21 protein-coding genes and 1 pseudogene are annotated in these 23,222 nt (G+C 73.4%); 18 read left to right on the forward strand and 4 right to left on the reverse strand.

Going from position 1 to position 23,222, the window contains the following annotated elements; all coding sequences use genetic code 11:
- Positions 1-18: 18 nt before the first annotated feature.
- Entirely contained in the window at positions 19-279 is a 261-nt protein-coding gene (rpsT, locus tag ACFY61_RS06680; protein ID WP_389467791.1) for a 30S ribosomal protein S20, read from the reverse strand.
- Positions 280-468: 189 nt separating this feature from the next.
- Between rpsT and lepA the strand changes: the two genes are divergently transcribed.
- From lepA to hemW, 3 genes are all read left to right on the forward strand, one after another.
- Positions 469-2,334 carry a translation elongation factor 4 gene (gene lepA, locus ACFY61_RS06685; RefSeq protein WP_389467793.1) on the forward strand — a complete coding sequence of 622 codons (1,866 nt, stop codon included), beginning with the start codon at positions 469-471 and terminating at the stop codon, positions 2,332-2,334.
- Positions 2,335-2,522: 188 nt separating this feature from the next.
- Positions 2,523-4,412, forward strand: a complete 1,890-nt coding sequence (locus tag ACFY61_RS06690; protein WP_389467796.1) for an AMP-dependent synthetase/ligase — start codon at positions 2,523-2,525, stop codon at positions 4,410-4,412.
- A gap of 68 nt (positions 4,413-4,480) precedes the next feature.
- Positions 4,481-5,713 carry a radical SAM family heme chaperone HemW gene (gene hemW, locus ACFY61_RS06695; protein WP_389467799.1) on the forward strand — a complete coding sequence of 411 codons (1,233 nt, stop codon included), beginning with the start codon at positions 4,481-4,483 and terminating at the stop codon, positions 5,711-5,713.
- 838 nt (positions 5,714-6,551) lie between these two features.
- On the opposite strand, the gene ACFY61_RS06700 is transcribed toward hemW, so the two are convergent.
- A complete protein-coding gene (locus ACFY61_RS06700) occupies positions 6,552-7,370 on the reverse strand; it encodes a DUF3097 domain-containing protein (RefSeq protein WP_389467802.1) in 819 nt (272 codons plus the stop codon).
- Between the two features lie 31 nt (positions 7,371-7,401).
- A complete protein-coding gene (locus ACFY61_RS06705) occupies positions 7,402-8,130 on the reverse strand; it encodes an MBL fold metallo-hydrolase (RefSeq protein WP_389467804.1) in 729 nt (242 codons plus the stop codon).
- 132 nt (positions 8,131-8,262) lie between these two features.
- On the opposite strand from ACFY61_RS06705, the gene hrcA reads away from it, so the two are divergent.
- From hrcA to era, 15 genes and pseudogenes are all read left to right on the forward strand, one after another.
- Positions 8,263-9,279 carry a heat-inducible transcriptional repressor HrcA gene (gene hrcA, locus ACFY61_RS06710; RefSeq protein ID WP_389467807.1) on the forward strand — a complete coding sequence of 339 codons (1,017 nt, stop codon included), beginning with the start codon at positions 8,263-8,265 and terminating at the stop codon, positions 9,277-9,279.
- Positions 9,280-10,416 (forward strand): molecular chaperone DnaJ, encoded by a 1,137-nt coding sequence (gene dnaJ, locus ACFY61_RS06715; RefSeq protein WP_389467809.1) that lies wholly within the window; start codon positions 9,280-9,282, stop codon positions 10,414-10,416.
- Positions 10,417-10,526: 110 nt separating this feature from the next.
- Complete coding sequence (locus tag ACFY61_RS06720) at positions 10,527-11,615, forward strand: nitronate monooxygenase (protein ID WP_389467811.1); 1,089 nt, start codon at positions 10,527-10,529, stop codon at positions 11,613-11,615.
- A complete protein-coding gene (locus tag ACFY61_RS06725; RefSeq protein WP_389467814.1) occupies positions 11,612-12,355 on the forward strand; it encodes a 16S rRNA (uracil(1498)-N(3))-methyltransferase in 744 nt (247 codons plus the stop codon). Before ACFY61_RS06720 ends, ACFY61_RS06725 begins: the two co-directional genes overlap by 4 nt.
- 68 nt (positions 12,356-12,423) lie before the next feature.
- Positions 12,424-12,783 (forward strand): histidine triad nucleotide-binding protein, encoded by a 360-nt coding sequence (locus tag ACFY61_RS06730; RefSeq protein ID WP_389467817.1) that lies wholly within the window; start codon positions 12,424-12,426, stop codon positions 12,781-12,783.
- Positions 12,784-12,836: 53 nt separating this feature from the next.
- Complete coding sequence (locus ACFY61_RS06735) at positions 12,837-13,742, forward strand: ribonuclease Z (protein WP_389467818.1); 906 nt, start codon at positions 12,837-12,839, stop codon at positions 13,740-13,742.
- 140 nt (positions 13,743-13,882) lie between these two features.
- A complete protein-coding gene (locus ACFY61_RS06740) occupies positions 13,883-15,088 on the forward strand; it encodes a PfkB family carbohydrate kinase (RefSeq protein WP_389467820.1) in 1,206 nt (401 codons plus the stop codon).
- A gap of 159 nt (positions 15,089-15,247) precedes the next feature.
- Entirely contained in the window at positions 15,248-16,264 is a 1,017-nt protein-coding gene (locus ACFY61_RS06745; protein WP_389467822.1) for a PhoH family protein, read from the forward strand.
- A gap of 14 nt (positions 16,265-16,278) precedes the next feature.
- Positions 16,279-16,776, forward strand: a complete 498-nt coding sequence (gene ybeY, locus ACFY61_RS06750; protein ID WP_389467825.1) for an rRNA maturation RNase YbeY — start codon at positions 16,279-16,281, stop codon at positions 16,774-16,776.
- Positions 16,773-18,077, forward strand: a complete 1,305-nt coding sequence (locus ACFY61_RS06755) for a hemolysin family protein (protein ID WP_389467827.1) — start codon at positions 16,773-16,775, stop codon at positions 18,075-18,077. The genes ybeY and ACFY61_RS06755 overlap by 4 nt, the downstream gene beginning before the upstream one ends.
- Positions 18,074-18,427, forward strand: coding sequence for an MmcQ/YjbR family DNA-binding protein (locus ACFY61_RS06760; protein ID WP_389467830.1), 354 nt, complete (start codon positions 18,074-18,076; stop codon positions 18,425-18,427). Before ACFY61_RS06755 ends, ACFY61_RS06760 begins: the two co-directional genes overlap by 4 nt.
- 76 nt (positions 18,428-18,503) lie before the next feature.
- On the forward strand, positions 18,504-18,857 hold the full coding sequence (locus ACFY61_RS06765) for a cytidine deaminase (protein WP_389467833.1): 354 nt from the start codon (positions 18,504-18,506) through the stop codon (positions 18,855-18,857).
- A gap of 303 nt (positions 18,858-19,160) precedes the next feature.
- The gene (locus tag ACFY61_RS06770) at positions 19,161-20,456 is read left to right on the forward strand and encodes a beta-xylosidase (protein ID WP_389467835.1); all 1,296 of its coding nucleotides are present in this window, start codon (positions 19,161-19,163) and stop codon (positions 20,454-20,456) included.
- 122 nt (positions 20,457-20,578) lie between these two features.
- Positions 20,579-20,890: pseudogene (locus tag ACFY61_RS06775) on the forward strand (WxL protein peptidoglycan domain-containing protein); the annotation flags it as partial.
- A gap of 555 nt (positions 20,891-21,445) precedes the next feature.
- On the forward strand, positions 21,446-22,396 hold the full coding sequence (gene era, locus ACFY61_RS06780; RefSeq protein WP_389468189.1) for a GTPase Era: 951 nt from the start codon (positions 21,446-21,448) through the stop codon (positions 22,394-22,396).
- A gap of 57 nt (positions 22,397-22,453) precedes the next feature.
- On the opposite strand, the gene ACFY61_RS06785 is transcribed toward era, so the two are convergent.
- Entirely contained in the window at positions 22,454-23,155 is a 702-nt protein-coding gene (locus tag ACFY61_RS06785; protein WP_389467837.1) for a class I SAM-dependent methyltransferase, read from the reverse strand.
- Positions 23,156-23,222: the final 67 nt, after the last annotated feature.

Raw genomic sequence — 23,222 nt, forward strand, 5'->3', positions numbered from 1 at the left:
TCACATCAATCGCTCGACTCAGAGAGCGGCAACCTTGGAGGCCAGCGCCGACTTCTTGTTGGCGGCGGCGTTCTTGTGGATGACACCCTTCGAGACAGCCTTGTCCAGCTTCCGCGAGGCGGCGCGGGCGGCGGCGGTGGCCTTCTCGGCGTCACCGGCGACGATGGCCTCGTTGGCCTTGCGGATGAAGGTGCGCAGCTCGGACTTGACCGACTTGTTGCGAAGGCGGGCCTTCTCGTTGGTCTTGTTCCGCTTGATCTGGGACTTGATGTTCGCCACGAAAGAGCCTTTTCAGGTTCAGAGGTTTTTCTTCGGATTGCGCCTCGACTGCTGAGAGGGCACGCGAGACACAGCTATCCACAGTACCAGCAGCCCTTCGGGCGGCCCAAACCGAGCACACCCGCCCGGCCATGGGACCATGGAGGCCTGCGTAACGTTCCGACTGAGACCCGAGAATCAGGACACTGCGTGCCCGCCATCCCCAGCCACGTGCCCGAGCCGAGCCGTACCGACCCGGCGCTGATCCGCAACTTCTGCATCATCGCGCACATCGACCACGGCAAGTCGACGCTCGCCGACCGGATGCTCCAGCTCACCGGCGTCGTCGACCAGCGGCAGATGCGTGCCCAGTACCTCGACCGCATGGACATCGAGCGTGAGCGCGGCATCACGATCAAGTCGCAGGCGGTCCGTCTCCCCTGGGCGCCCACCGCGGGCGACGGTCAGGGCAAGACCCACATCCTGAACATGATCGACACCCCCGGGCACGTCGACTTCACCTACGAGGTGTCCCGGTCCCTCGCCGCGTGCGAGGGCACCGTCCTCCTGGTGGACGCCGCCCAGGGCATCGAGGCCCAGACCCTCGCCAACCTGTACCTGGCGATGGAGAACGACCTCGCGATCGTCCCCGTCCTCAACAAGATCGACCTGCCGGCCGCCCAGCCGGAGAAGTTCGCCGAGGAGCTGGCGAACCTGGTCGGCTGCGAGCCGGACGACGTCCTGCGGGTCTCCGCGAAGACCGGCCTCGGCGTGGACGCCCTGCTCGACCGGGTCGTCCAGACCGTGCCGGCCCCGGTGGGCGTCGCCGACGCCCCCGCCCGCGCGATGATCTTCGACTCGGTCTACGACTCGTACCGCGGCGTCGTGACCTACGTCCGTGTGGTCGACGGCAAGCTCAACAAGCGCGAGCGCATCCGGATGATGTCCACCGGCGCCACGCACGAGCTGCTGGAGATCGGCACCAACTCGCCCGAGATGCTGCCGGCCGACGGCCTCTCCGTGGGCGAGGTGGGCTACCTGATCACCGGCGTGAAGGACGTCCGCCAGTCCAAGGTCGGCGACACCATCACCCAGCAGAGCGGCGGCGCCACCGAGGCGCTCGGCGGCTACAAGGACCCGAAGCCGATGGTCTTCTCGGGCCTGTACCCGCTCGACGGCTCGGACTACCCCGACCTCCGCGAGGCCCTGGACAAGCTCCAGCTCAACGACGCCGCCCTGGTCTACGAGCCGGAGACCTCCGCCGCGCTCGGCTTCGGTTTCCGCGTCGGCTTCCTCGGCCTGCTGCACCTCGACGTGATCCGCGAGCGCCTGGAGCGCGAGTTCGGCCTCGACCTGATCGCCACCGCGCCCAACGTGGTCTACCGCGTGGTCCTGGAGGACAAGAGCGAGATCACGGTGACCAACCCGAGCGAGTTCCCCGAGGGCAAGATCTCCGAGGTGTACGAGCCGGTCGTGCGCGCCACGATCCTCGCGCCCACCGAGTTCATCGGCGCGATCATGGAGCTGTGCCAGAACCGGCGCGGCACCCTCCTCGGCATGGACTACCTGTCCGAGGACCGGGTCGAGATCCGTTACACCCTCCCGCTCGCCGAGATCGTCTTCGACTTCTTCGACCAGCTGAAGTCCAAGACCCGCGGATACGCCTCCCTCGACTACGAGCCCACCGGCGAGCAGGCCGCCAGCCTCGTCAAGGTCGACATCCTGCTGCACGGCGACAAGGTCGACGCCTTCTCCGCCATCACCCACAAGGACGCCGCCTACGCGTACGGCGTGCGCCTGGTCGCCAAGCTGCGCGAGCTCATCCCGCGGCAGGCCTTCGAGGTGCCCGTCCAGGCCGCCATCGGCTCCCGGGTCATCGCCCGCGAGACGATCCGCGCCATCCGCAAGGACGTCCTCGCCAAGTGCTACGGCGGTGACATCTCCCGTAAGCGGAAGCTGCTGGAGAAGCAGAAGGAAGGCAAGAAGCGGATGAAGATGGTCGGCTCCGTGGAGGTCCCGCAGGAGGCCTTCATCGCGGTGCTGTCCAGCGACGAGTCCGGCGGCAAGAAGAAGTAGGCCACGGGCGCCCGTGATCCGGAACTGGCCCCCGCGCACCCGCGCGGGGGCCTCTTTCGTTATGAATCGGCCGCCCGGGAGCTCTTACGCACCGGCCGGACGGCCCCTACCCTGATCTCTGCTCGATGGTTACTGGCCAGTTACCCAGTTGTGCAAGCCAAACCCTGCCGCGTGGTCCGGAGGATGTCGTGAGCGACACACAGACGATGATCGAGAACCGCCCGCCCTCCGTGGCGGCACTCTTCCTTGAGCGTGTCGCCGCCACCCCGGACGCCGAGGCCTACCGCTATCCCGTCCCCGCGGCCACCGGCCAGGGCCCCGACGACTGGAAGTCCCTCAGCTGGGGGCAGGCCGCCGACCGGGTGTTCGCCATCGCCGCCGGCCTGGTCTCGCTCGGCCTCCAGCCCGAGCAGCGGGTCGCCCTCGCCTCCAACACCCGGGTCGAGTGGATCCTCGCCGACCTCGGCGTGATGTGCGCGGGCGGCGCCGTCACCACCATCTACCCGAGCACCAACGCCGAGGAGTCGGCGTACATCCTGGCCGACTCCGACAGCCGGGTGCTGATCGCCGAGGACGGCTCCCAGCTGGCCAAGGCCCGCGAGCACCGTGCCGACCTGCCCGGCCTCTCCCACGTCGTCGTCCTGGAGGCCGCCGACGCGGTCCCGGCCGAGGGCGACCCGGAGGGCTGGGTGCTCTCCGTCGCCGACCTGGAGAAGCTCGGCAAGGAGCACCTCGCCAAGCACCCCGCGGCGGTCAAGGAGCGGATCGCGGCCATCACCGCCGACCAGCTCGCCACCCTGATCTACACCTCCGGCACCACCGGCCGGCCCAAGGGCGTACGCCTGCCGCACGACAACTGGTCCTACATGGCCAAGGCGACCGTCGCCACCGGCCTGATCACCAAGGACGACGTCCAGTACCTCTGGCTGCCGCTCGCGCACGTCTTCGGCAAGGTCCTCACCTCCGGCCAGATCGAGGTCGGCCACGTCACCGCCGTCGACGGCCGCATCGACAAGATCATCGAGAACCTGCCGGTGGTCCAGCCGACGTACATGGCGGCCGTCCCGCGGATCTTCGAGAAGGTCTACAACGGGGTCGCCGCCAAGGCCCGGGCCGCCGGCGGCGCCAAGTACAAGATCTTCCAGTGGGCGGCGGGCGTCGCCCGCGACTACGCCAAGGCCAGCCAGGACAACTTCCGCCGCACCGGCAAGGCCGGCGCGCCCTTCCCGCTCTCCGCCAAGCACGCGATCGCCGACAAGCTGGTCTACTCCAAGCTCCGCGACGCCTTCGGCGGCAACCTGCGGGCCGCCGTCTCCGGCGCCTCCGGCCTCTCCCCGGAGATCGGCTTCTTCTTCTCCGGCGCCGGCATCCACATCCTGGAGGGCTACGGCCTCACCGAGTCGAGCGCGGCCTCCTTCGTCAACCCCGGCGAGGCCTACCGCACCGGCACGGTCGGCAAGCCGCTCCCCGGCACCGAGGTCCGCATCGCCGATGACGGCGAGATCCTGCTGCGCGGCCCCGGCATCATGCAGGGCTACCACAACCAGCCGGAGAAGACCGCCGAGGTCCTGGAGTCCGACGGCTGGCTGCACACCGGCGACATCGGCGAGCTGTCCCCCGACGGCTACCTGCGGATCACCGACCGCAAGAAGGACCTGATCAAGACCTCGGGCGGCAAGTACGTCGCCCCCGCCGAGATCGAGGGCCAGTTCAAGGCGGTCTGCCCGTACGTCTCCAACATCGTGGTGCACGGCGCGGACCGGAACTTCTGCACCGCCCTCATCGCCCTCGACGGCCCGTCCATCCTCGGCTGGGCCGCCGAGAACGGCCTGGAGGGCAAGTCCTACGGCGAGGTCGTCGCCGCCCCGGAGACCGCCCGGCTGATCGAGACGTACGTCCAGACCCTCAACGAGGGCCTCCAGCGCTGGCAGACGATCAAGAAGTTCCGCATCCTGCCGCGCGACCTCGACGTCGAGCACGGCGACCTCACGCCCAGCCTGAAGCTGAAGCGGCCGGTGGTGGAGCGCGAGTTCAAGGCGCTGATCGAGGAGATGTACGAGGGCACGCGCGAGGCGTAGCCGCCGCCCCGGCCGCGGCTCCCCGCCGCGGCCCCGGGGCACACCGGGCGGTGCGGGACAATGGACCCATGCCTTCCGCACTGCCCGATGGTGAGCCCATGCCCGAGGACGGGTCGCTGCCGTCTCACGCCCTGCAGGGCTCGGCGGCGCGGCCGCTCGGGTTCTACCTGCACGTCCCGTACTGCGCGACCCGTTGCGGGTACTGCGACTTCAACACCTACACCGCCACCGAGCTGCGCGGCACGGGCGGGGTGCTGGCCTCCCGGGACAACTACGCCGACACCCTGACCGACGAGGTCCGCCTGGCCCGCAAGGTGCTCGGGGACGACCCGCGCGAGGTGCGGACCGTGTTCGTCGGCGGCGGCACGCCGACCCTGCTGGCGGCCGCCGACCTCGTCCGGATGCTCGGCGCGATCCGCGACGAGTTCGGGCTGGCCGCGGACGCGGAGGTCACCACCGAGGCCAACCCGGAGTCGGTGACCCCCGAGTACCTGGCCGAGCTGCGGGCGGGCGGGTTCAACCGGATCTCGTTCGGCATGCAGAGCGCCCGGCGGCACGTGCTGAAGGTGCTGGACCGCACGCACACCCCCGGGCGGCCCGAGGCCTGCGTGGCCGAGGCCCGCGCGGCGGGCTTCGACCACGTCAACCTCGACCTGATCTACGGCACCCCCGGGGAGACCGACGACGACTGGCGGGCCTCGCTGGACGCGGCGATCGGGGCCGGCCCGGACCACGTCTCCGCGTACGCGCTGATCGTGGAGGAGGGCACCCAGCTGGCCCGCCGGATCCGGCGCGGCGAGGTCCCGATGACCGACGACGACGTGCACGCCGACCGCTACCTGATCGCGGACGAGGTGCTGGGCGCGGCGGGCTACGACTGGTACGAGGTGTCCAACTGGGCCACCTCGGAGGCGGGCCGCTGCCTGCACAACGAGCTGTACTGGCGCGGCGCCGACTGGTGGGGCGCGGGCCCCGGGGCCCACTCCCACGTGGGCGGGGTCCGCTGGTGGAACGTGAAGCACCCCGGCGCGTACGCGGGGGCGCTGGCGGAGGGGCGCTCGCCGGGCGCGGGCCGGGAGGTCCTGTCCGAGGAGGACCGCCGCGTCGAGCGGATCCTGCTGGAGCTCCGGCTGGTGGACGGCGTCCCGCTGTCCCTGCTGGCCCCGGCGGGGCTGGCCGCGTCGCGCCGGGCGCTGGCGGACGGCCTCCTCGCGGCCGCTCCGTACGGGGCCGGCCGCGCCGTCCTCACCCTGCGCGGGCGCCTCCTGGCCGACGCGGTGGTCCGCGACCTGGTCGACTGACCCTGCGCCGGCCGCGCACCCCTGCCGGGGCGCCCCCGAGCCGGAGCCCCGCCCGACCGCGCGGGGCGCTGCCCCGCACTCCGCGCCTCAATCGCCGGCGGGGCTGGAGTGGCCGGGCAAGGGCGTCGCCCGCGCAGCCGGGTCTGGGCGGGGCATATCAAGCCCGAGTGGCGTTTGAGCGGGTCCGGCGGGGGCTCCGGCCGGCCACGTGGGGCGCTGCCCCGCACCCCGCGCCTCAATCGCCGGCGGGGCTGGAGTGGCCCGGCGAGGGCGTCGCCGCGGAGCCGGGTCTGGGCGGGGCATATCAAGCCCGAGCGGCGTTTGAGCGGGCCCGGCGGGGGTTCCGCCCGGCCACGTGGGGCGCTGCCCCGCACCCCGCGCCTCAATCGCCGGCGGGGCTGGAGTGGCCCGGCGAGGGCGTTGGCGCGCGGCCGGGTCCCGGCGGGGCTGGAGTGGCCCGGCGAGGGCGTCGCCGCGGAGCCGGGTCCGGGCGGGGCATATCAAGCCCGAGCGGCGTTTGAGCGGGCCCGGCGGGGGCTCCGCCCGGCCACATGGGGCGCTGCCCCACACCCCGCGCCTCAATCGCCGGCGAGGCTGGATGTGCCGACCGGGCTGGACGTGCCGGGGCAGGGCGTTGCCCACGCGAACCGGCCCCGGCCGGGGCGTGGCCCGCGCGGCTCGGTCCGGGCGGGGGCGCCGGTCCGGTGGGGGGCCGGGTGGGGCGTCGGCCCGGCGGGGGCCGGGCGGGGGCGTCCGCCCGGCCGGGGGTCCGGGTGGGCTCGGGAGGGGGCTGGGGCGCGTGTCGAGCGGCGGTGGGCCGGTCCGGGCGGGGTGGGGGTCAGGGGGTGGTGACGAAGTCGATCAGTTCTTCCACGCGGCCCAGGAGGGCCGGCTCCAGGTCGCGGTAGGAGGTGACCCGGGACAGGATCCGCTGCCAGGCCGCCCCGGTGTTCGGGGGCCAGCCCAGCGCGCGGCAGACGCCCGTCTTCCAGTCCTGGCCCCGCGGGACGACCGGCCAGGACGGGATGCCCAGGGCCGACGGCTTGACCGCCTGCCAGACGTCGACGTAGGGGTGGCCGACCACCAGGACGTCCGGAGTCGACGACACCCGGGCCGCCAGCCGGGACTCCTTCGAGCCGGGGACCAGGTGGTCCACCAGGACGCCGAGGCGGGCGTCCGGGCCAGGGGCGAAGTCGGCGACGATCGCCGGCAGGTCGTCCACGCCGGAGAGGTACTCCACGACCACGCCCTCGATGCGGAGGTCGTCGCCCCAGACCTTCTCCACCAGTTCGGCGTCGTGCCGGCCCTCCACGTAGATGCGGCCCGCCCGGGCCACCCGGGCCCGCGCCCCCGGGACCGCGATCGAGCCCGAGGGCGTGAGGGCCGGGGCGCCGGCGCCGGCGCCGGCCGCCGCGCGTGAGGGGCGTACCAGGGTGACCACCTCGCCCTCCAGCAGGAAGCCGCGCGGCTCCAGCGGGAAGACCCGGCGCTTGCCGAAGCGGTCCTCCAGGGTCACCGTGCCCGCCTCGCAGGCCACCACCGCCCCGCAGAAGTCGGTACCCGCGACCTCCACCACCAGTTCCGGATCGGCGGGCACCTCCGGCACCGGCTTCGCGCGCTTCCAGGAGGGGGTCAGGTCGGGGGAGTACTCGCGCATTCGGCCGAGGGTAGGGGTGGAGTCCCGCCGATCAAGGCGACACGCCGAAACGTGCCGCGAGTGTGGCGCGCTGCTCACGCACGAAGGCCGCGTCGACCACCGCCCCGTGGCCCGGCACGTAAAGCGCCTCCTCGCCGCCGAGCGACAGCAGCCGGTCCAGCGCGGCCGGCCACTGCCGCGGCATCGCGTCGGGGCCGGCCAACGGCTCCCCGGACTCCTCGACCAGGTCCCCGCAGAACACCACCTCCCGGCCCCCGGGCACGAAGACGGCCAGGTCGTGGCCGGTGTGCCCGGGCCCGACGTTCGCCAGCAGCACCTGCAGCCCGCCGAGGTCCAGGGTCCATTCGCCGGAGACCAGGTGCCGGGGGACGGCGAGCCGCTCCGTGGACTCCGCGGCGTCCGGCTCCGGCAGGCCGTGCCGGACCGCGTCCGCGCGCAGTTCCCCGCGCCCGGAGGCCGAGCCCAGCAGCAGTTCGAGCCCCACCGGGCCGAACACCTCCGCGCCCGGGAACGCCCCGCCGCCCAGGACGTGATCGAAATGGCCGTGCGTGAATGCGATATGGGTCACGCCGCGGCCGGTCAGCCGCTCCGCCTGGGCCCGCAGTTCCGCCCCCTCCCGCAGGCTCGAACCCGGGTCCACCAGCAGCACCGAGGCGTCCCCGACCACCAGTCCGGCCGTACAGTCCCAGCCGGGGAGCCTGCGCCGCCCCGTCCGCCCGGTCAGCCGCTCCCACCCCGCCTCTTCCCAACGCACGTCCATGGCGCGACGCTACCGTGACGAGCTCCCTTGCCTTGGGTGTACCTGCCAGCCGTACACTGAGCCGGGGGATTCCTGGCACTCCCGCCCGTTGAGTGCCAACCACGACGACGCTCACAGCTGGAGGTGGCGCGCATGCTCAGTGAACGCAGGCTCGAAGTGCTGCGCGCCATCGTCCAGGACTACGTCGGAACGGAGGAGCCCGTCGGCTCCAAGGCCCTCACCGAGCGCCACCAGCTCGGCGTCTCGCCCGCCACCGTGCGCAACGACATGGCCGTGCTGGAGGAGGAGGGCTACATCGCCCAGCCCCACACCAGCGCCGGCCGGATCCCCACCGACAAGGGCTACCGGCTCTTCGTCGACCGCCTGGCCGGGGTCAAGCCGCTGTCCACGCCCGAACGGCGGGCCATCCAGAACTTCCTCGACGGCGCCGTCGACCTCGACGACGTGGTGGGGCGCACGGTACGGCTGCTCGCGCAGCTGACCCGGCAGGTCGCCGTGGTCCAGTACCCCTCCCTGACCCGGTCCACCGTCCGGCACGTCGAGCTGCTGATGCTCGCGCCCGCCCGCCTGATGCTCGTCCTGATCACCGACACCGGCCGGGTCGAGCAGCGCATGGTCGACTGCCCCGCGCCGTTCGGCGAGCAGTCCCTCGCGGACCTGCGGGCCCGGCTCAACGGCAAGGTCGTCGGCCGCCGCTTCGCGGACGTGCCGCAGCTGGTGCAGGACCTGCCGGAATCCTTCGAGACCGAGGACCGCGCCACGGTCCAGACGGTGCTCGCCACCCTCCTCGAAACCCTGGTCGAGGAGACCGAGGAGCGGCTGATGATCGGCGGAACCGCCAATCTCACCCGCTTCGGACACGACTTCCCGCTGACGATCAGGCCCGTGCTGGAGGCGCTGGAGGAGCAGGTCGTGCTCCTCAAGCTGCTCGGCGAGGCCGGCGAGTCGGGGATGACCGTACGCATCGGCCACGAGAACGCCTACGAAGGACTCAACTCCACGTCGGTCGTCTCCGTCGGCTACGGTTCGGGCGGCGAGACAGTCGCCAAGATGGGCGTGGTCGGACCGACCCGCATGGACTACCCCGGAACGATGGGAGCGGTACGCGCAGTGGCACGTTACGTCGGACAGATCCTGGCGGAGTCGTAAGTGGCCACGGACTACTACGCCGTACTCGGCGTGCGCCGCGACGCATCGCAGGACGAGATCAAGAAGGCCTTCCGGCGGCTTGCCCGCGAGCTGCACCCGGACGTCAACCCCGATCCCAAGACGCAGGAGCGTTTCAAGGAGATCAACGCCGCCTACGAGGTGCTGTCGGACCCGCAGAAGAAGCAGGTCTACGACCTCGGCGGCGACCCGCTGTCCTCCTCGGGCGGTGCGGGCGCGGGCGGTTTCGGGGCCGGCGGCTTCGGCAACTTCTCGGACATCATGGACGCCTTCTTCGGGCAGGCGTCCCAGCGCGGCCCGCGCTCGCGCACCCGGCGCGGCCAGGACGCCATGATCCGCCTGGACCTGGAGCTGGACGAGTCCGCCTTCGGGACCACCAAGGACATCCAGGTCGACACCGCCGTCGTGTGCACGACCTGCTCCGGCGAGGGCGCCGCACCCGGCACCTCCGCGCAGACCTGCGACATGTGCCGCGGCCGCGGTGAGGTCTCCCAGGTCACCCGGTCCTTCCTCGGCCAGGTCATGACCTCCCGCCCGTGCCCGCAGTGCCAGGGCTTCGGCACCGTGGTCCCGACCCCCTGCCCCGAGTGCGCGGGCGACGGGCGCGTCCGGTCCCGCCGCAACCTCACGGTCAAGATCCCGGCCGGCGTGGAGAACGGCACCCGGATCCAGCTCGCGGGCGAGGGCGAGGTCGGCCCCGGCGGCGGCCCCGCCGGCGACCTGTACGTCGAGATCCACGAGCTGCCCCACCCGGTGTTCCAGCGCCGCGGCGACGACCTGCACTGCACGGTCACCATCCCGATGACCGCGGCGGCACTGGGCACCAAGTGCCCGCTGGAGACCCTGGACGGCATGGAGGAGGTCGACATCCGTCCCGGCACCCAGTCCGGCCAGTCGATCCCGCTGCACGGCCGCGGCGTCACCCACCTGCGCGGCGGCGGGCGCGGCGACCTGATCGTCCACGTCGAGGTGCAGACCCCGGCCAAGCTCGACGCCCAGCAGGAGGAGCTGCTGCGGCAGCTGGCGAAGCTGCGCGGCGAGGAACGCCCCACGGGCCAGTTCGCCCCCGGACAGCAAGGCCTGTTCAGCCGGCTGAAGGACGCGTTCAACGGCCGGTGAGCCCGGTCCCGGCCGGGTGATCACGGCACCTGGCCGGTTGCCGCGACCGGACTATGCCAGGCGAATCGTGTGATTCGGTCTGGTGCGGGGGACATGGCACGATGCAGGTCATGTCCTCCGCACTGAACGGTCTCTTCCCCTACCCGATCGTGCAGGCCCCCATGGCGGGCGGAGCCTCCTGCCCGCCGCTCGCCGCCGCCGTCTCCCAGGCCGGCGGCCTCGGCTTCCTGGCCGGCGGTTACAAGACCGCGGACGGCATGTACCAGGAGATCAAGCAGCTGCGCGGACTCACCCGGCGGCCGTTCGGCGTCAACCTCTTCCTCCCGCAGTACGGGCAGCCCGACCCGGCCGCCGTCGAGGCCTACCGGGGCCAGCTGGCCGGGGAGGCCACCTGGTACGAGACCTCCCTCGCCGCGGAGGACACCGTCGGCAACACCGACGACGGCTGGGACGCGAAACTGGCCATTCTCATCGAGGACCCGGTACCCGTCGTCTCGTTCACCTTCGGCTGCCCCCCGGCCGCAGCGCTCACCTGCCTCCGCAAGGGCGGCACCCGCACCCTCGTCACCGTCACCTCCGTCGCCGAGGCCCTGACCGCGCAGGACGCCGGCGCCGACGCCCTCTGCGTCCAGGGCATCGAGGCGGGCGGCCACCAGGGCACCCACCGCGACGACCCGCAGGCCGACGGCACCGGAGTGGGCCTGCTCGCCCTGGTCGCACAGGTACGCGAGGCCGTGGCCCTGCCCATCGTCGCGGCGGGCGGACTGATGCGCGGCTCGCAGATCGCCGCGGTGCTCGCCGCCGGCGCCGAGGCCGCCCAGCTCGGCACGGCCTTCCTGGCCTGCCCGGAGTCCGGCGCCCACCCCCTGCACAAGAAGGCGCTGACCGACCCCCTCTTCGTGCGTACGGAACTCACCCGGGCCTTCTCCGGGCGGCCCGCCCGCGGCCTGGTCAACCGGTTCATGCGCGAGCACGGACCGTACGCCCCGGCCGCCTACCCCCAGGTCCACCACCTGACCTCGGGACTGCGCCGCGCGGCCGCCGCCGCCGGCGACCCGCAGGGCATGGCGCTGTGGGCGGGCCAGGGCCACCGGCTGGCCCGGTCGCTGCCGGCGGGGGAGCTGGTGGAGGTGCTGGCGGCCGAAGTGGCCGAGGCCCAGTGCGTGTTGCAGGCGGTACAGAGGAGGAACGAGTCATGACGGCCCCGGTGTTCGTGGTCGAGGAGGTCCCGGCGGGACCGCGGTACGTGCTGGACGGCCCCGAGGGGCGGCACGCTGTCTCGGTGAAGCGGCTGGGAACCGGCGAGGCGGTGGTCCTCACCGACGGCCGGGGCGGCTGGGCGGACTGCGTGGTCACGGCCGCGGAGGGCAAGGACCGGCTGGCCGTCGAGGTCACCCGGGTGTCGGCCGAACCTGAACCCGCGGTGCGGATCACGGTGGTGCAGGCCCTGCCCAAGGGCGACCGGGGCGAGGTCGCGGTCGAGACGATGACCGAGACCGGAGTCGACGCCGTGGTGCCCTGGCAGGCCTCGCGCTGCATCACCCAGTGGCGCGGCGACCGCGGCGCGAAGTCCCTCGCCAAGTGGCGCTCCACGGCCCGCGAAGCGGGCAAGCAGTCCCGCCGCGTCCGCTTCCCCGAGGTCGCCGACGCCATGTCCACCAAGCAGGTCGCCGAGCTGCTGGCGGGGGCCGACCTGGCGGTGGTCCTGCACGAGGACCGCGACACGCCCTCCGAGGCCCTCGCCACCGCCGCCCTCCCCGCCACCGGCTCCATCGTCGTCGTGGTCGGCCCCGAGGGCGGGGTCTCCCCCGAGGAGCTGGCCCTCTTCGCCGGCGCCGGGGCACGCCCCTACCGGCTGGGCCGCTCCGTGCTGCGCACCTCCACCGCGGGCACGGCCGCGGTGGCCGTCCTGCTGGCCCGCACCGGCCGCTGGGCGTAGCGGGCCCGCTGCGGGCCGGCGGCGGATACGATGCCCCGGAGCGATCACCAGCACGGGAGGCGAGGCACATGGCCGGGGAACCGCAGGCGGACTGCCTGTTCTGCAAGATCGTCACGGGTGAGGTCCCGGCGACGGTGGTCCGCGAGACCGAGACCACCGTCGCCTTCCGGGACATCAACCCGCAGGCGCCCACCCACGTCCTGGTCATCCCCAAGGCGCACCACGCCGACGCCGCCGCGCTGGCCGCCGCGGACCCGCAGCTGACCGCCGACGTGCTGCGCGAGGCCGGAGAGGTCGCCGCGCAGGAGAAGGTCGCCGACCACGGCTACCGGATCGTCTTCAACACCGGTTCCGGCGCGGGCCAGACGGTGTTCCACGCGCACGCGCACGTGCTGGGCGGCCGCGGCCTCCAGTGGCCGCCCGGATAGTCCCGCGGGGAAAAGCGATGGCACGGCCAGGGGAAGCGGCGTAGGAATCAGCCATGTCCGCACGTGAGTTCGTCGTCCTGGGCACCGCCAGTCAGGTGCCCACCCGCCACCGCAACCACAACGGCTACCTGCTGCGCTGGGACGGCGAGGGCATCCTCTTCGATCCCGGCGAGGGCACCCAGCGGCAGATGCTCCGGGCGGGCGTGGCCGCGCACGACATCAACCGGATCTGCGTCACCCACTTCCACGGGGACCACAGCCTCGGCCTGGCCGGGGTGATCCAGCGGATCAACCTCGACCGGGTACCGCACCCGGTCGCCGCCCACTACCCGGCCTCCGGGCAGAAGTTCTTCGACCGGCTCCGGTACGCGACGGCCTACCGGGAGACCGTCCTGCTGGACGAGGAGCCCGTGGCCGGCGACGGGGAGCTCGCCAAGGGGCCCTCGTACGTCCTGGAGGCCCGGCGGCTGTCCCACCCGGTGGAGTCCTTCGGCTACCGGATCACCGAGCCCGACGGCCGGCGGATACTGCCGGAACTGCTGGCCCGGCACGGCATCAAGGGGCCCGACGTGGGCCGCATCCAGCGCGAGGGCGCTCTGGGTGGCGTCACCCTGGAACAGGTCAGCGAGCACCGGCGCGGGCAGCGGTTCGCCTTCGTCATGGACACCCGCCTCTGCGACGGGGTGCACGCGCTCGCCGAGGGCTGCGACATGCTGGTGATCGAGTCCACCTTCCTCGACGAGGAGGAGGCCCTGGCCACCGAACACGGCCACCTGACGGCCGGCCAGGCCGCCCGCGCCGCCCGGGACGCCGGGGTGCGGCACCTGGTCCTCACCCACTTCTCGCAGCGCTACACGGACCCTTCGGAGTTCGAACGGCAGGCCCGCCGCGCCGGCTACGAGGGCGACCTCACGGTGGCCGAGGACCTGGTGCGCGTCCCGCTGCCCAAGCGGCCCTAGACGGGCGGGGCGGGAGAGCGAGCACGGGGCGCGCTCCACCCGGAGATGAGCGTTTCTGCGGTGATCTGGGCCACACTGGGTTTCCCGTCGGAGCCCGACGGGCATGGCTCGCAGCTTCCACTGACCCCGGGGAGTAGACCGTGACCAGCCGGAACATCAGGAACGCCAGGGACGGCCTCGTCGGCGCGGTCGACCCGCTCGCCGGGCTCCGCACGCCGGCGGACCCGCGCTGCGACGTCTTCCTGACCGGCACGGTCTTCCTGGACATCATCTTCACCGGGCTGGACTCCGCACCGGTCCGCGGCACCGAGTCCTGGGCCCGGGGCATGGGCTCCAGCCCCGGCGGGGTCGCCAACATGGCCACCGCACTGGCCCGGCTAGGTCTGCGCACCTCCCTCGCGGCCGCGTTCGGCGACGACCACTACGGCGAGTACTGCTGGGACGCGTTGGAGCAGGGCGAGGGCATCGACCTGTCGATGTCGCGGACCATCCCCGGCTGGCACAGCCCGGTCACCGTCTCCATGGCCTACGAGGGCGAGCGCACCATGGTCTCGCACGGCCACGAGGCCCCGCCGGCCTGCGGCGCGGGCACGCTGCCCCGGACGGCTCACGTGGGCGTCCCGGACCGGCCCGGGTTCCCGGCCGGCCCGCCCCCGGCCCGGGCCGCCGTCGCCTCGCTGACCCCGTGCCGCCCGGAGCCCTGGGTGGCCGCGGCCGCCCGCGCCGGGACCCGCGTCTTCGCGGACGTCGGCTGGGACGAGAGCGGCCGCTGGGACCTGGACGCGCTGACCGACCTGCAACACTGCGAGGCCTTCCTGCCGAACGCCGGCGAGGCCATGCGCTACACCCGCACCGACTGCCCGCGCGCCGCCGCCCGGGCGCTGGCCGAGCGGGTGCCGATCGCGGTGGTGACCATGGGTGCGGAGGGGTCGTACGCGGTGGACGGCCGGACCGGGGAGACGGCCGAGGTCCCCGCGATCACCGTGGAGGAACTGGACCCGACGGGCGCCGGGGACGTGTACGTGGCCGGGTTCGTCACCGGCACCCTGGCCGGCTGGCCGCTGGCCGACCGGCTCGCCTTCGCGGGCCTGACGGCCGCCCTCTCGGTGCAGGAGTTCGGCGGGTCGCTCTCCGCCCCCGGCTGGGAGGAGGTCGCGCACTGGTGGCACGCCCAGGTCGGCCGCCCCGACCCGGGCCACGAGACGGCCCACGCGCCCGCCGCCCGGGACCCGCTGCGCCGGTACGCCTTCCTCGGCGAGCTCCTCGGCCCGCCGGCGCCGGCCGGGGGTACGGCCGCCGCGCGCCGCCGGGCCGTACCCACCATCGGCTTCCGGCGCACCGCCTGAGGGGCCCGCCGCGCCGCGGCGGCCGTTCGGCGGGCCGCTGGAGGCGGGGCGGAAAACCCCTCTGGGCATCGCGGACGGCGGCGTACGCTTGGTATTCCAGAGGTCGTCGATCGGTGCGACCCCGCAACAGGAGGTATGCGCAGGCCAGAGAGCCGGCCCATGACTCAGACACCCACAGCCCACAGCCTGGCGCCGGGGCAGGCGCGAGCCCACTTCACCGTTCCCGCCAAACACCCGATGGTGACGGTGCTCGGCTCGGGCGACGCCCTGTTGCGCGTCATAGAGAAGGCGTTCCCGAAGGCCGACATCCACGTTCGGGGCAACCAGGTCAGCGCGGTCGGGGAAGCGGCGGAAGTCGCCCTGATCCAGCGCCTGTTCGACGAGATGATGCTGGTGCTCCGCACCGGTCAGCCGATGACGGAGGACGCAGTGGAACGGTCGATCGCCATGCTCAGGGCGAGCGAGAGCGGCGAGGGTCCGGACGAGACCCCGGCCGAGGTGCTCACCCAGAACATCCTCTCCAGCCGCGGTCGTACCATCCGCCCCAAGACCCTCAACCAGAAGCGGTACGTCGACGCGATCGACAAGCACACGATCGTCTTCGGCATCGGTCCCGCCGGCACCGGCAAGACCTATCTCGCCATGGCGAAGGCCGTCCAGGCCCTGCAGTCCAAGCAGGTCAACCGGATCATCCTGACCCGGCCCGCCGTCGAGGCGGGCGAGCGTCTGGGCTTCCTCCCCGGCACGCTCTACGAGAAGATCGACCCGTACCTGCGCCCGCTGTACGACGCCCTGCACGACATGCTCGACCCGGACTCCATTCCGCGGCTCATGGCGGCCGGCACCATCGAGGTGGCACCGCTCGCCTACATGCGGGGACGGACGCTCAACGACGCGTTCATCATCCTCGACGAGGCGCAGAACACGAACCCCGAGCAGATGAAGATGTTCCTGACCCGGCTCGGTTTCGACTCGAAGATCGTGATCACGGGTGACATCACCCAGATCGACCTCCCGGGCGGCACCAAGTCCGGCCTCAAGCAGGTCCAGGACATCCTCGAAGGCGTCCAGGACGTGCACTTCTCCCGGCTCACCTCCCAGGATGTCGTCCGGCACAAGCTCGTCGGCCGTATCGTCGACGCGTACGAGCAGTACGACAACCGAAACGGGAAGTAGAGCAGAACAGCACCATGTCGATCGACGTCAACAACGAGTCCGGAACCGAGGTCGACGAGCAGGCGATCCTCGACATCGCCCGCTACGCGCTCACCCGGATGCGGATCCACCCGCTCTCCGAGCTCTCCGTGATCGTCGTGGACGAGGAGGCGATGGAGCAGCTCCACATCCAGTGGATGGACCTGCCCGGCCCCACCGACGTCATGTCCTTCCCCATGGACGAGCTCCGGCCGCCGGCCAAGGACGACGAGGAGCCCCCGCAGGGGCTCCTCGGCGACATCGTGCTCTGCCCCGAGGTCGCGGAGAAGCAGGGCCGCGAGGCCCCGACGCAGCACTCCATGGACGAGGAGCTCCAGCTCCTGACCGTCCACGGGGTGCTGCACCTGCTCGGTTACGACCACGAGGAGCCGGACGAGAAGGCCGAGATGTTCGGCCTCCAGGCCGCCATCGTGGACGGCTGGCGGGCCGAGCGCGGCCTGACCGGCCCGTCTCCCGCCCCCACCGTCTCGTGACCGCCACGCAGCTGATCACCGGGGCGGTCGTCCTGGTCATGGTCGCCTGGCTCGCCGCGTGCGCCGAGGCGGGCATCGCCCGGGTCTCCAGCTTCCGCGCGGAGCAGGCCGTGCGGGAGGGGCGGCGCGGCAGCGCCCGGCTGGCGCAGGTCGCCGCCGACCCCACCCGGTACGTCAACGTCGCCCTGCTGGTCCGCGTGACCTGCGAGATGGCCGCCGGCGTGCTGGTCACGTACGTCTGCCTGGACCGCCTCGGCGAGAACTGGACGGCGCTGCTCACGGCCATCGCCGTGATGGTGCTGGTGTCCTTCGTGGCGGTCGGGGTCTCGCCCCGCACGATCGGCCGCCAGCACCCGCTGAACACCGCGACGGCCGCCGCGTACGTCCTGGTCCCGCTGGCCCGGATCATGGGGCCGGTGCCGCAGTTGCTGATCCTCCTCGGCAACGCGCTCACCCCCGGCAAGGGCTTCCGCAAGGGCCCGTTCGCCTCCGAGGCCGAACTGCGGGCCATGGTGGACCTCGCGGAGAAGGAATCGCTGATCGAGGACGACGAGCGCCGGATGGTGCACCAGGTCTTCGAGCTCGGCGACACCCTGGTGCGCGAGGTGATGGTGCCCCGCACCGACCTGGTGTGCATCGAGCGGTGGAAGACCGTCCGGCAGGCCACCACGCTGGCGCTGCGCTCGGGTTTCTCCCGGATCCCCGTCACCGGCGAGAACGAGGACGACATCGTCGGGATCGTCTACCTCAAGGACCTCGTCCGCAAGACCCACATCAGCCGGGACGCCGAGACCGACCCGGTCTCCACGGCCATGCGGCAGGCGGTGTTCGTACCGGACACCAAGAACGCGGGCGACCTGCTGCGGGAGATGCAGCAGGTCCGCAACCACGTCGCCGTCGTCATCGACGAGTACGGCGGCACCGCGGGCATCGTCACCATCGAGGACATCCTGGAGGAGATCGTCGGCGAGATCACCGACGAGTACGACCGGGAGATCCCGCCGGTGGAGGAGCTGGGCGGCGACCGCTACCGCGTGACGGCCCGGCTGGACATCACCGACCTCGGTGAGCTGTTCGGCATCGGCTCCTTCGACGACGAGGACGTGGAGACGGTCGGCGGCCTGCTGGCGAAGGCGCTCGGCCGGGTGCCGATCGCCGGCGCGACGACCCTGGTGGAACTGCCCGACGGCCGCTCCGTGCGACTGACCGCGGAGGCCCCGGCCGGCCGCCGCAACAAGATCGTGACGGTGCTGGCCGAGCCGATGCCGGCGGCGGACGCCGACGAGGACCCCGCGGCATGAACCCGGCCGGGCTCCGCGCCTTCTGCCTCGGCTTCAACGGGGCCGTGGAGGAGTTCCCGTTCGACGCGGAGACCTCGGTGTTCAAGGTCCTGGGCAAGATGTTCGCCCTCTCCGCCCTGGACTCCGACCCCTTGCGGGTCAGCCTCAAGTGCGACCCGGAGCTCGCCGTGGAGCTGCGGGCCGCGCACCCGGCGGTCGTGCCGGGCTGGCACCTGAACCAGCGGCACTGGAACACGGTGACGGTGGGCGGGCTGCCGGAGCGGATGGTGCGGGAGCTCATCGAGGACTCGTACGACCTGGTGGTGGCGGGCCTGCCGCGGGCCGAGCGGCTGAGGCTCGACCGGCCGTGAGGGGCGGGGTCGCGCCCCGTGGGGGTTCCACGGGCCGCCGAGGCGGTCCCGAGCGGGCCTCCCTATGCTTTCGACCATGACTGACACCACCGGGATCGACCCCGAGGACAGCAAGATCATCACGCTGGCGCGGAGCGCCCGGGCCCGCAACGGGGTGCCGGAGGGCGCGGCGGTCCGGGACGAGACCGGCCGCACGTACGTCGCCGGTACCGTCGAGCTCGACTCGCTCAGGCTGAGCGCGCTGCAGACGGCCGTCGCCATGGCCGTCGCCAGCGGCGCGCGGTCCCTGGAGGCCGCGGCGGTGGTCAGCGCCGCGGATGCTCCGGCGGAGGCCGACCGGGCCGCCGTGCGCGACCTCGGCGGGCCGGACACGCCGGTCCTCCTGGCGGGCCCCGACGGCACGCTCAAGTCCACGACCCCGGCAGGCTGACCGCCCCTGCCCGGCAAGGGCCGTGCCGTGTGCCGCCGTCCCGTGCGGGCGGCCCTGCGCCGGGGCATGCCGCCCCGCCAGGGGCGCGGGGAACTGCGCGACCAGCCATCCACGGCCCGCAGGCCGAGCACCGGCCCGGGCCACCCGCACCCCCGGCCCGGTGTCCCTGGGGGTTCGCCCGGGCGGGGGATGGTCGCAGTGGCTGATGGGCCATCAGACGGTGGCGAGGGGGCGCATTGACTTCTCGCGCCCGTCGCCCCTGAATGGCGCCGACGGGCGCAACCGCGGGACCGGGGGTGGGCGATGCGCGGACGGAGCTGGGTGGGCGCGGCCATGGGCTTGGCCGTCCTCGCCGGTGCGGGCGGGACCGCGGCCGCGGATCCCGCCGCCGTACCGCCACCCGGCCAGGTCGTGTTCCCCACCCAGTGCGTGCCGCCACAGGAGGCCGGGCAGCCGCCCGCCGACGGACCCACCACCGCCGTGATCACCGTCGGCGACCCCGCGCCGAGGGTCGGCGACACCGTCACCGTCACCTACCGGATCACCCGCACCCCGGCCGTGAACCCGTTGCCCACCGGCCTGCCCGCCGACGTGCTCACCCCCACCGGCACCCTCCGCCTGGCCGGCGCGCAGACCGGCGAGGTCACCGTCACCGGCGTCCGCCGAAACGAACCCGTCCCGCCCGGCGGCACCCTCGGCACCTTCCTGATGACCGGCACCTTCACCGTCACCGCCCCCGGCGAGACCACCCTGACGCCCGCAGGTCACTCCCTCGGCGACACCGTCTGCACCCCCGCCGGGCCGGTCCCAGTCGCCGGTCGCCTCACCGCCGCCCCCGCGCCCACCGCCAACCTGCGCTACGTCGCCCTCGGCGCGCCCCGCGGCCGGCCCGGCGACCGCGTGGAGGTCACCGCGGGCGGTTTCACCCCGGGCGCCGCCGTCACCGTGACCGGCCGCCGGGCCGGCACCGCCCACACCGCCGACCGCGCCACCGCCACCGCCGACGACCGCGGCTTCCTCAGCGCCGTCCTGGCCGTCACCGACCGCACCACCACAGCCGTCGTCGCGTACGAAGGCCGCGCCTGGACCGCGGAGAAGGGCTCCGGCCCCGCCGCGTACACCGTCGTCGAACCCCTCCCCGTGCCGCCCGCCGCCCAGCGGATCACCGCCACCGTCGAACCGGGCGGGCTGTCCATGACCCAGGCGGGGGAGGACGTCGTCCTCGGCCCCGTCCCGTACGGCGAGGGCGGCGGCGCGGCCGGGCGGATCGGCACCGTCACCGTCAAGGACGCGCGCGGCGGCCCGGCCGGCTGGTCCCTCGTCGGCAAGGTCACCGACTTCGCCGGACCCGGCGGCCACCGCATCCCCGGGGCCTCCCTCAGCTGGACCCCCGCCTGCGCCACCACCCCCAGCAGCCCCAGCACCTGCGCCCCGGGCAGCCCCGGCCCGGTCGGTCCGGACGGCGCCGTCCTCGCCTCCACCCCCGACGGCGAAGCCGGGGGCGGCACGTTCACCGCCGATGCCGGCGTCACCCTCCAGGTCCCGCCGTACGCACCGCCCGGCGCGTACACGGCCACCCTCACCCTGACCCTCTCGTGACCGGCCGGCCGCGGCACCCGCGCGGGACCCCGGCGCTCCTGCCCGCCCTGCTCGCCGCGCTGGCCGTGGTACTCCTCGGCCCCGCCGGGCGGGCGGCGGCCGCCGACAACGGGCAGTGGGCGGTGCTGCCCGCCGCCACCGCCGTCGGACAGCGGCCCTATTTCCATCTCGCCGCGGACCCGGGCGGCACGGTCGCCGACACCGTCACGGTCACCAACCGCACCGACCGCCCGCTCACCTTCCGGCTGTACGCCGCCGACGCCCACAACACCGCACGCGACGGCGGCTTCGCGGTCCGCGGGCCCGCCGAGCCCCGCCTGGCCACCGGCGCCTGGATCCGGCTCGCCCGGGACCGCGTCACCGTCCCCGCCCGCTCCCGCGCCGACGTGCCGTTCACCCTCGCCGTCCCCGAACGGGCCGAGCCGGGCGACCACCCCGGAGCCGTCGTCGCCCTGGAGGACCGCGCCCCCGAAGCACTGCGGGGCGGCGCCCCCGGCATCGGGGTCCAGCGGGCCGTGGCCGCCCGCGTCTACCTCCGGGTCACCGGACCCACCGCGCCCGCCCTCGCCGTGGAGGGCCTCGCCGTACGCCGCGACCCCGGCGCCGCCGGAACCGCCGGAACCGCCGGAACCGCCGGGACCGCCGGGACCACCGGGATCACGTACACCCTGCACAACCTCGGCAACGTCACCCTGCGCCCGCGGGTCCGCATCACCGCCTCCGGGGCGCTCGGCCGGACCCTGCTCGACCGCGCCGCCACCCGGCTGCCCGCCGAACTCCTCCCCGGCCACCGCGTCACCCTCACCGAGCCGTGGTCCGGCCCCGCCGGGCCGGAGTGGGCCGGCGTCACCGTGCACGCCCGGGCCGACGGGACGGCCGACCGGGCCACCGCGGCCCACGCCGCCCGCCCGGGACTCACCGCCGCCCTGGGCGGGCTGCTCGCCCTCACGGCGGCGGCCTGGTCGGCGTGGGGAGCGGCATCGGGGAGAATGGCCCGTATGAGCGATCGTTCCCCCGAGCCCACCGCCCCGCACCGCGCGGGCTTCGCCTGCTTCGTCGGCCGCCCCAACGCGGGCAAGTCGACCCTGACCAACGCACTCGTGGGCACGAAGGTCGCGATCACCTCCAACCGGCCGCAGACCACCCGGCACACCGTCCGCGGCATCGTGCACCGCCCGGACGCCCAGCTGGTCCTGGTGGACACCCCCGGCCTGCACAAGCCGCGCACCCTGCTCGGCGAGCGGCTCAACGACGTGGTGCGCACCACCTGGGCCGAGGTCGACGTCATCGGCTTCTGCCTGCCCGCCGACCAGAAGCTCGGCCCCGGCGACAAGTTCATCGCCAAGGAGCTCGCGGCGATCAAGAAGACCCCGAAGATCGCCATCGTGACCAAGACCGACCTGGTCGACTCCAAGGCCCTGGCCGAGCAGCTGATCGCCATCCAGCGGCTGGGCGCCGAGCTCGGCATCGAATGGGCGGAGATCGTGCCGGTGTCGGCGGTCGGCGACAAGCAGGTCCAGCTGCTCGCCGACCTGATCGCCCCGATGCTGCCGGAGAGCCCGCCGCTGTACCCGGAGGGCGACCTCACGGACGAGCCCGAGATGGTGATGGTCGCGGAGCTGATCCGGGAGGCCGCGCTGGAGGGAGTACGGGACGAACTGCCGCACTCCATCGCCGTGGTGGTGGAGGAGATGCTGCCGCGCGAGAACCGGCCCAAGGACCGCCCGCTGCTGGACATCCACGCGAACGTCTACATCGAGCGGCCCAGCCAGAAGGGCATCATCATCGGCCCGAAGGGGTCCCGCCTGAAGGAGGTCGGGATGAAGTCGCGCAAGCACATCGAGGCGCTGCTCGGCACCCCGGTCTACCTCGACCTGCACGTGAAGGTCGCCAAGGACTGGCAGCGCGACCCCAAGCAGCTGCGCAAGCTCGGCTTCTGACGACCGCCTGGGCCGGCCCGGTGGACCCGGGCCCGGCGGGCGGCCGCCACGGCGCAGTCAGGCCAGGCGCCGCAGCTTGAGGGTGTTGTCGAAGCCCGGCCCCGGACGGGCCGCCTCGGCACCGACCCGCGCGTGCTCCGCGCAGACCAGCACCTCCCAGCCGCCCTCGGGCAGCTCCAGGTCCGCCAGGACCTCCTCGGGCGTCGGGAAGTGCAGGTCAGGGTGCGGGTTCTCGGTCCCGGGCGCGGCGCCCCCGTGGCCGACGACCAGCAGGACCCCGCCGCGGGCGACCGCCGCCGCGGCCGTGCGCAGGATCCGCTCGCGTGGCATGTCGCCCGGGCTGTGCAGGAAGCACGCGGACACCAGGTCGAACTCGCCGGCGGGGAACGACTCCCCGAGGTCGTGCCGCTCGAAGGCGATCCGGTCGGCGACTCCCGCCTCGGCGGCGTGCGCCGCCGCCCGCTCCAGCGCCACGGGCGAGATGTCGGTGCCCGTCACCCGCCAGCCCTGCCGGGCCAGCCAGACGGCGTCCGCGCCCTCGCCGCAGCCGAGGTCCAGGGCCCGGCCGGGGGCCAGGCCGTCCACCTCGCGGAGCAGGACGGAGTTCGGGTTGCCGCTCCAGATCCGCTCGCTCTCGCGGTAGCGGGAGTCCCAGAACTCCTGCTCGGAGGCGGAGTGGTCGTGGGCGTGCCCGTGCGGCTGGGCGTGCTCGTGCGGCTGGGAGTGCGGCTGCGGGTGGGGGTGCGGGTGTCCGGTCATGACTCGCCTTCCGGTTCGCGGTGCGGGATACACCTCGATGCTCCGCCGCTCCGTCCCGGCCGGACAA

The organism is Streptomyces sp. NPDC012888 (genome assembly GCF_042900645.1).
In the GTDB taxonomy this organism is placed as follows: domain Bacteria; phylum Actinomycetota; class Actinomycetes; order Streptomycetales; family Streptomycetaceae; genus Streptomyces.

Coding starts and splice junctions, on each gene's coding strand:
- hrcA (WP_389467807.1), top strand. CDS start 8,263: ATGCTCAGTGAACGCAGGCTCGAAGTGCTGCGCGCCATCGTCCAGGAC.
- ACFY61_RS06785 (WP_389467837.1), bottom strand. CDS start 23,155: ATGACCGGACACCCGCACCCCCACCCGCAGCCGCACTCCCAGCCGCAC.
- ACFY61_RS06730 (WP_389467817.1), top strand. CDS start 12,424: ATGGCCGGGGAACCGCAGGCGGACTGCCTGTTCTGCAAGATCGTCACG.
- ACFY61_RS06735 (WP_389467818.1), top strand. CDS start 12,837: ATGTCCGCACGTGAGTTCGTCGTCCTGGGCACCGCCAGTCAGGTGCCC.
- ybeY (WP_389467825.1), top strand. CDS start 16,279: ATGTCGATCGACGTCAACAACGAGTCCGGAACCGAGGTCGACGAGCAG.
- hemW (WP_389467799.1), top strand. CDS start 4,481: ATGCCTTCCGCACTGCCCGATGGTGAGCCCATGCCCGAGGACGGGTCG.
- ACFY61_RS06720 (WP_389467811.1), top strand. CDS start 10,527: ATGTCCTCCGCACTGAACGGTCTCTTCCCCTACCCGATCGTGCAGGCC.
- ACFY61_RS06765 (WP_389467833.1), top strand. CDS start 18,504: ATGACTGACACCACCGGGATCGACCCCGAGGACAGCAAGATCATCACG.
- ACFY61_RS06705 (WP_389467804.1), bottom strand. CDS start 8,130: ATGGACGTGCGTTGGGAAGAGGCGGGGTGGGAGCGGCTGACCGGGCGG.
- ACFY61_RS06725 (WP_389467814.1), top strand. CDS start 11,612: ATGACGGCCCCGGTGTTCGTGGTCGAGGAGGTCCCGGCGGGACCGCGG.
- ACFY61_RS06770 (WP_389467835.1), top strand. CDS start 19,161: ATGCGCGGACGGAGCTGGGTGGGCGCGGCCATGGGCTTGGCCGTCCTC.
- ACFY61_RS06700 (WP_389467802.1), bottom strand. CDS start 7,370: ATGCGCGAGTACTCCCCCGACCTGACCCCCTCCTGGAAGCGCGCGAAG.
- era (WP_389468189.1), top strand. CDS start 21,446: ATGGCCCGTATGAGCGATCGTTCCCCCGAGCCCACCGCCCCGCACCGC.
- ACFY61_RS06760 (WP_389467830.1), top strand. CDS start 18,074: ATGAACCCGGCCGGGCTCCGCGCCTTCTGCCTCGGCTTCAACGGGGCC.
- ACFY61_RS06745 (WP_389467822.1), top strand. CDS start 15,248: ATGACTCAGACACCCACAGCCCACAGCCTGGCGCCGGGGCAGGCGCGA.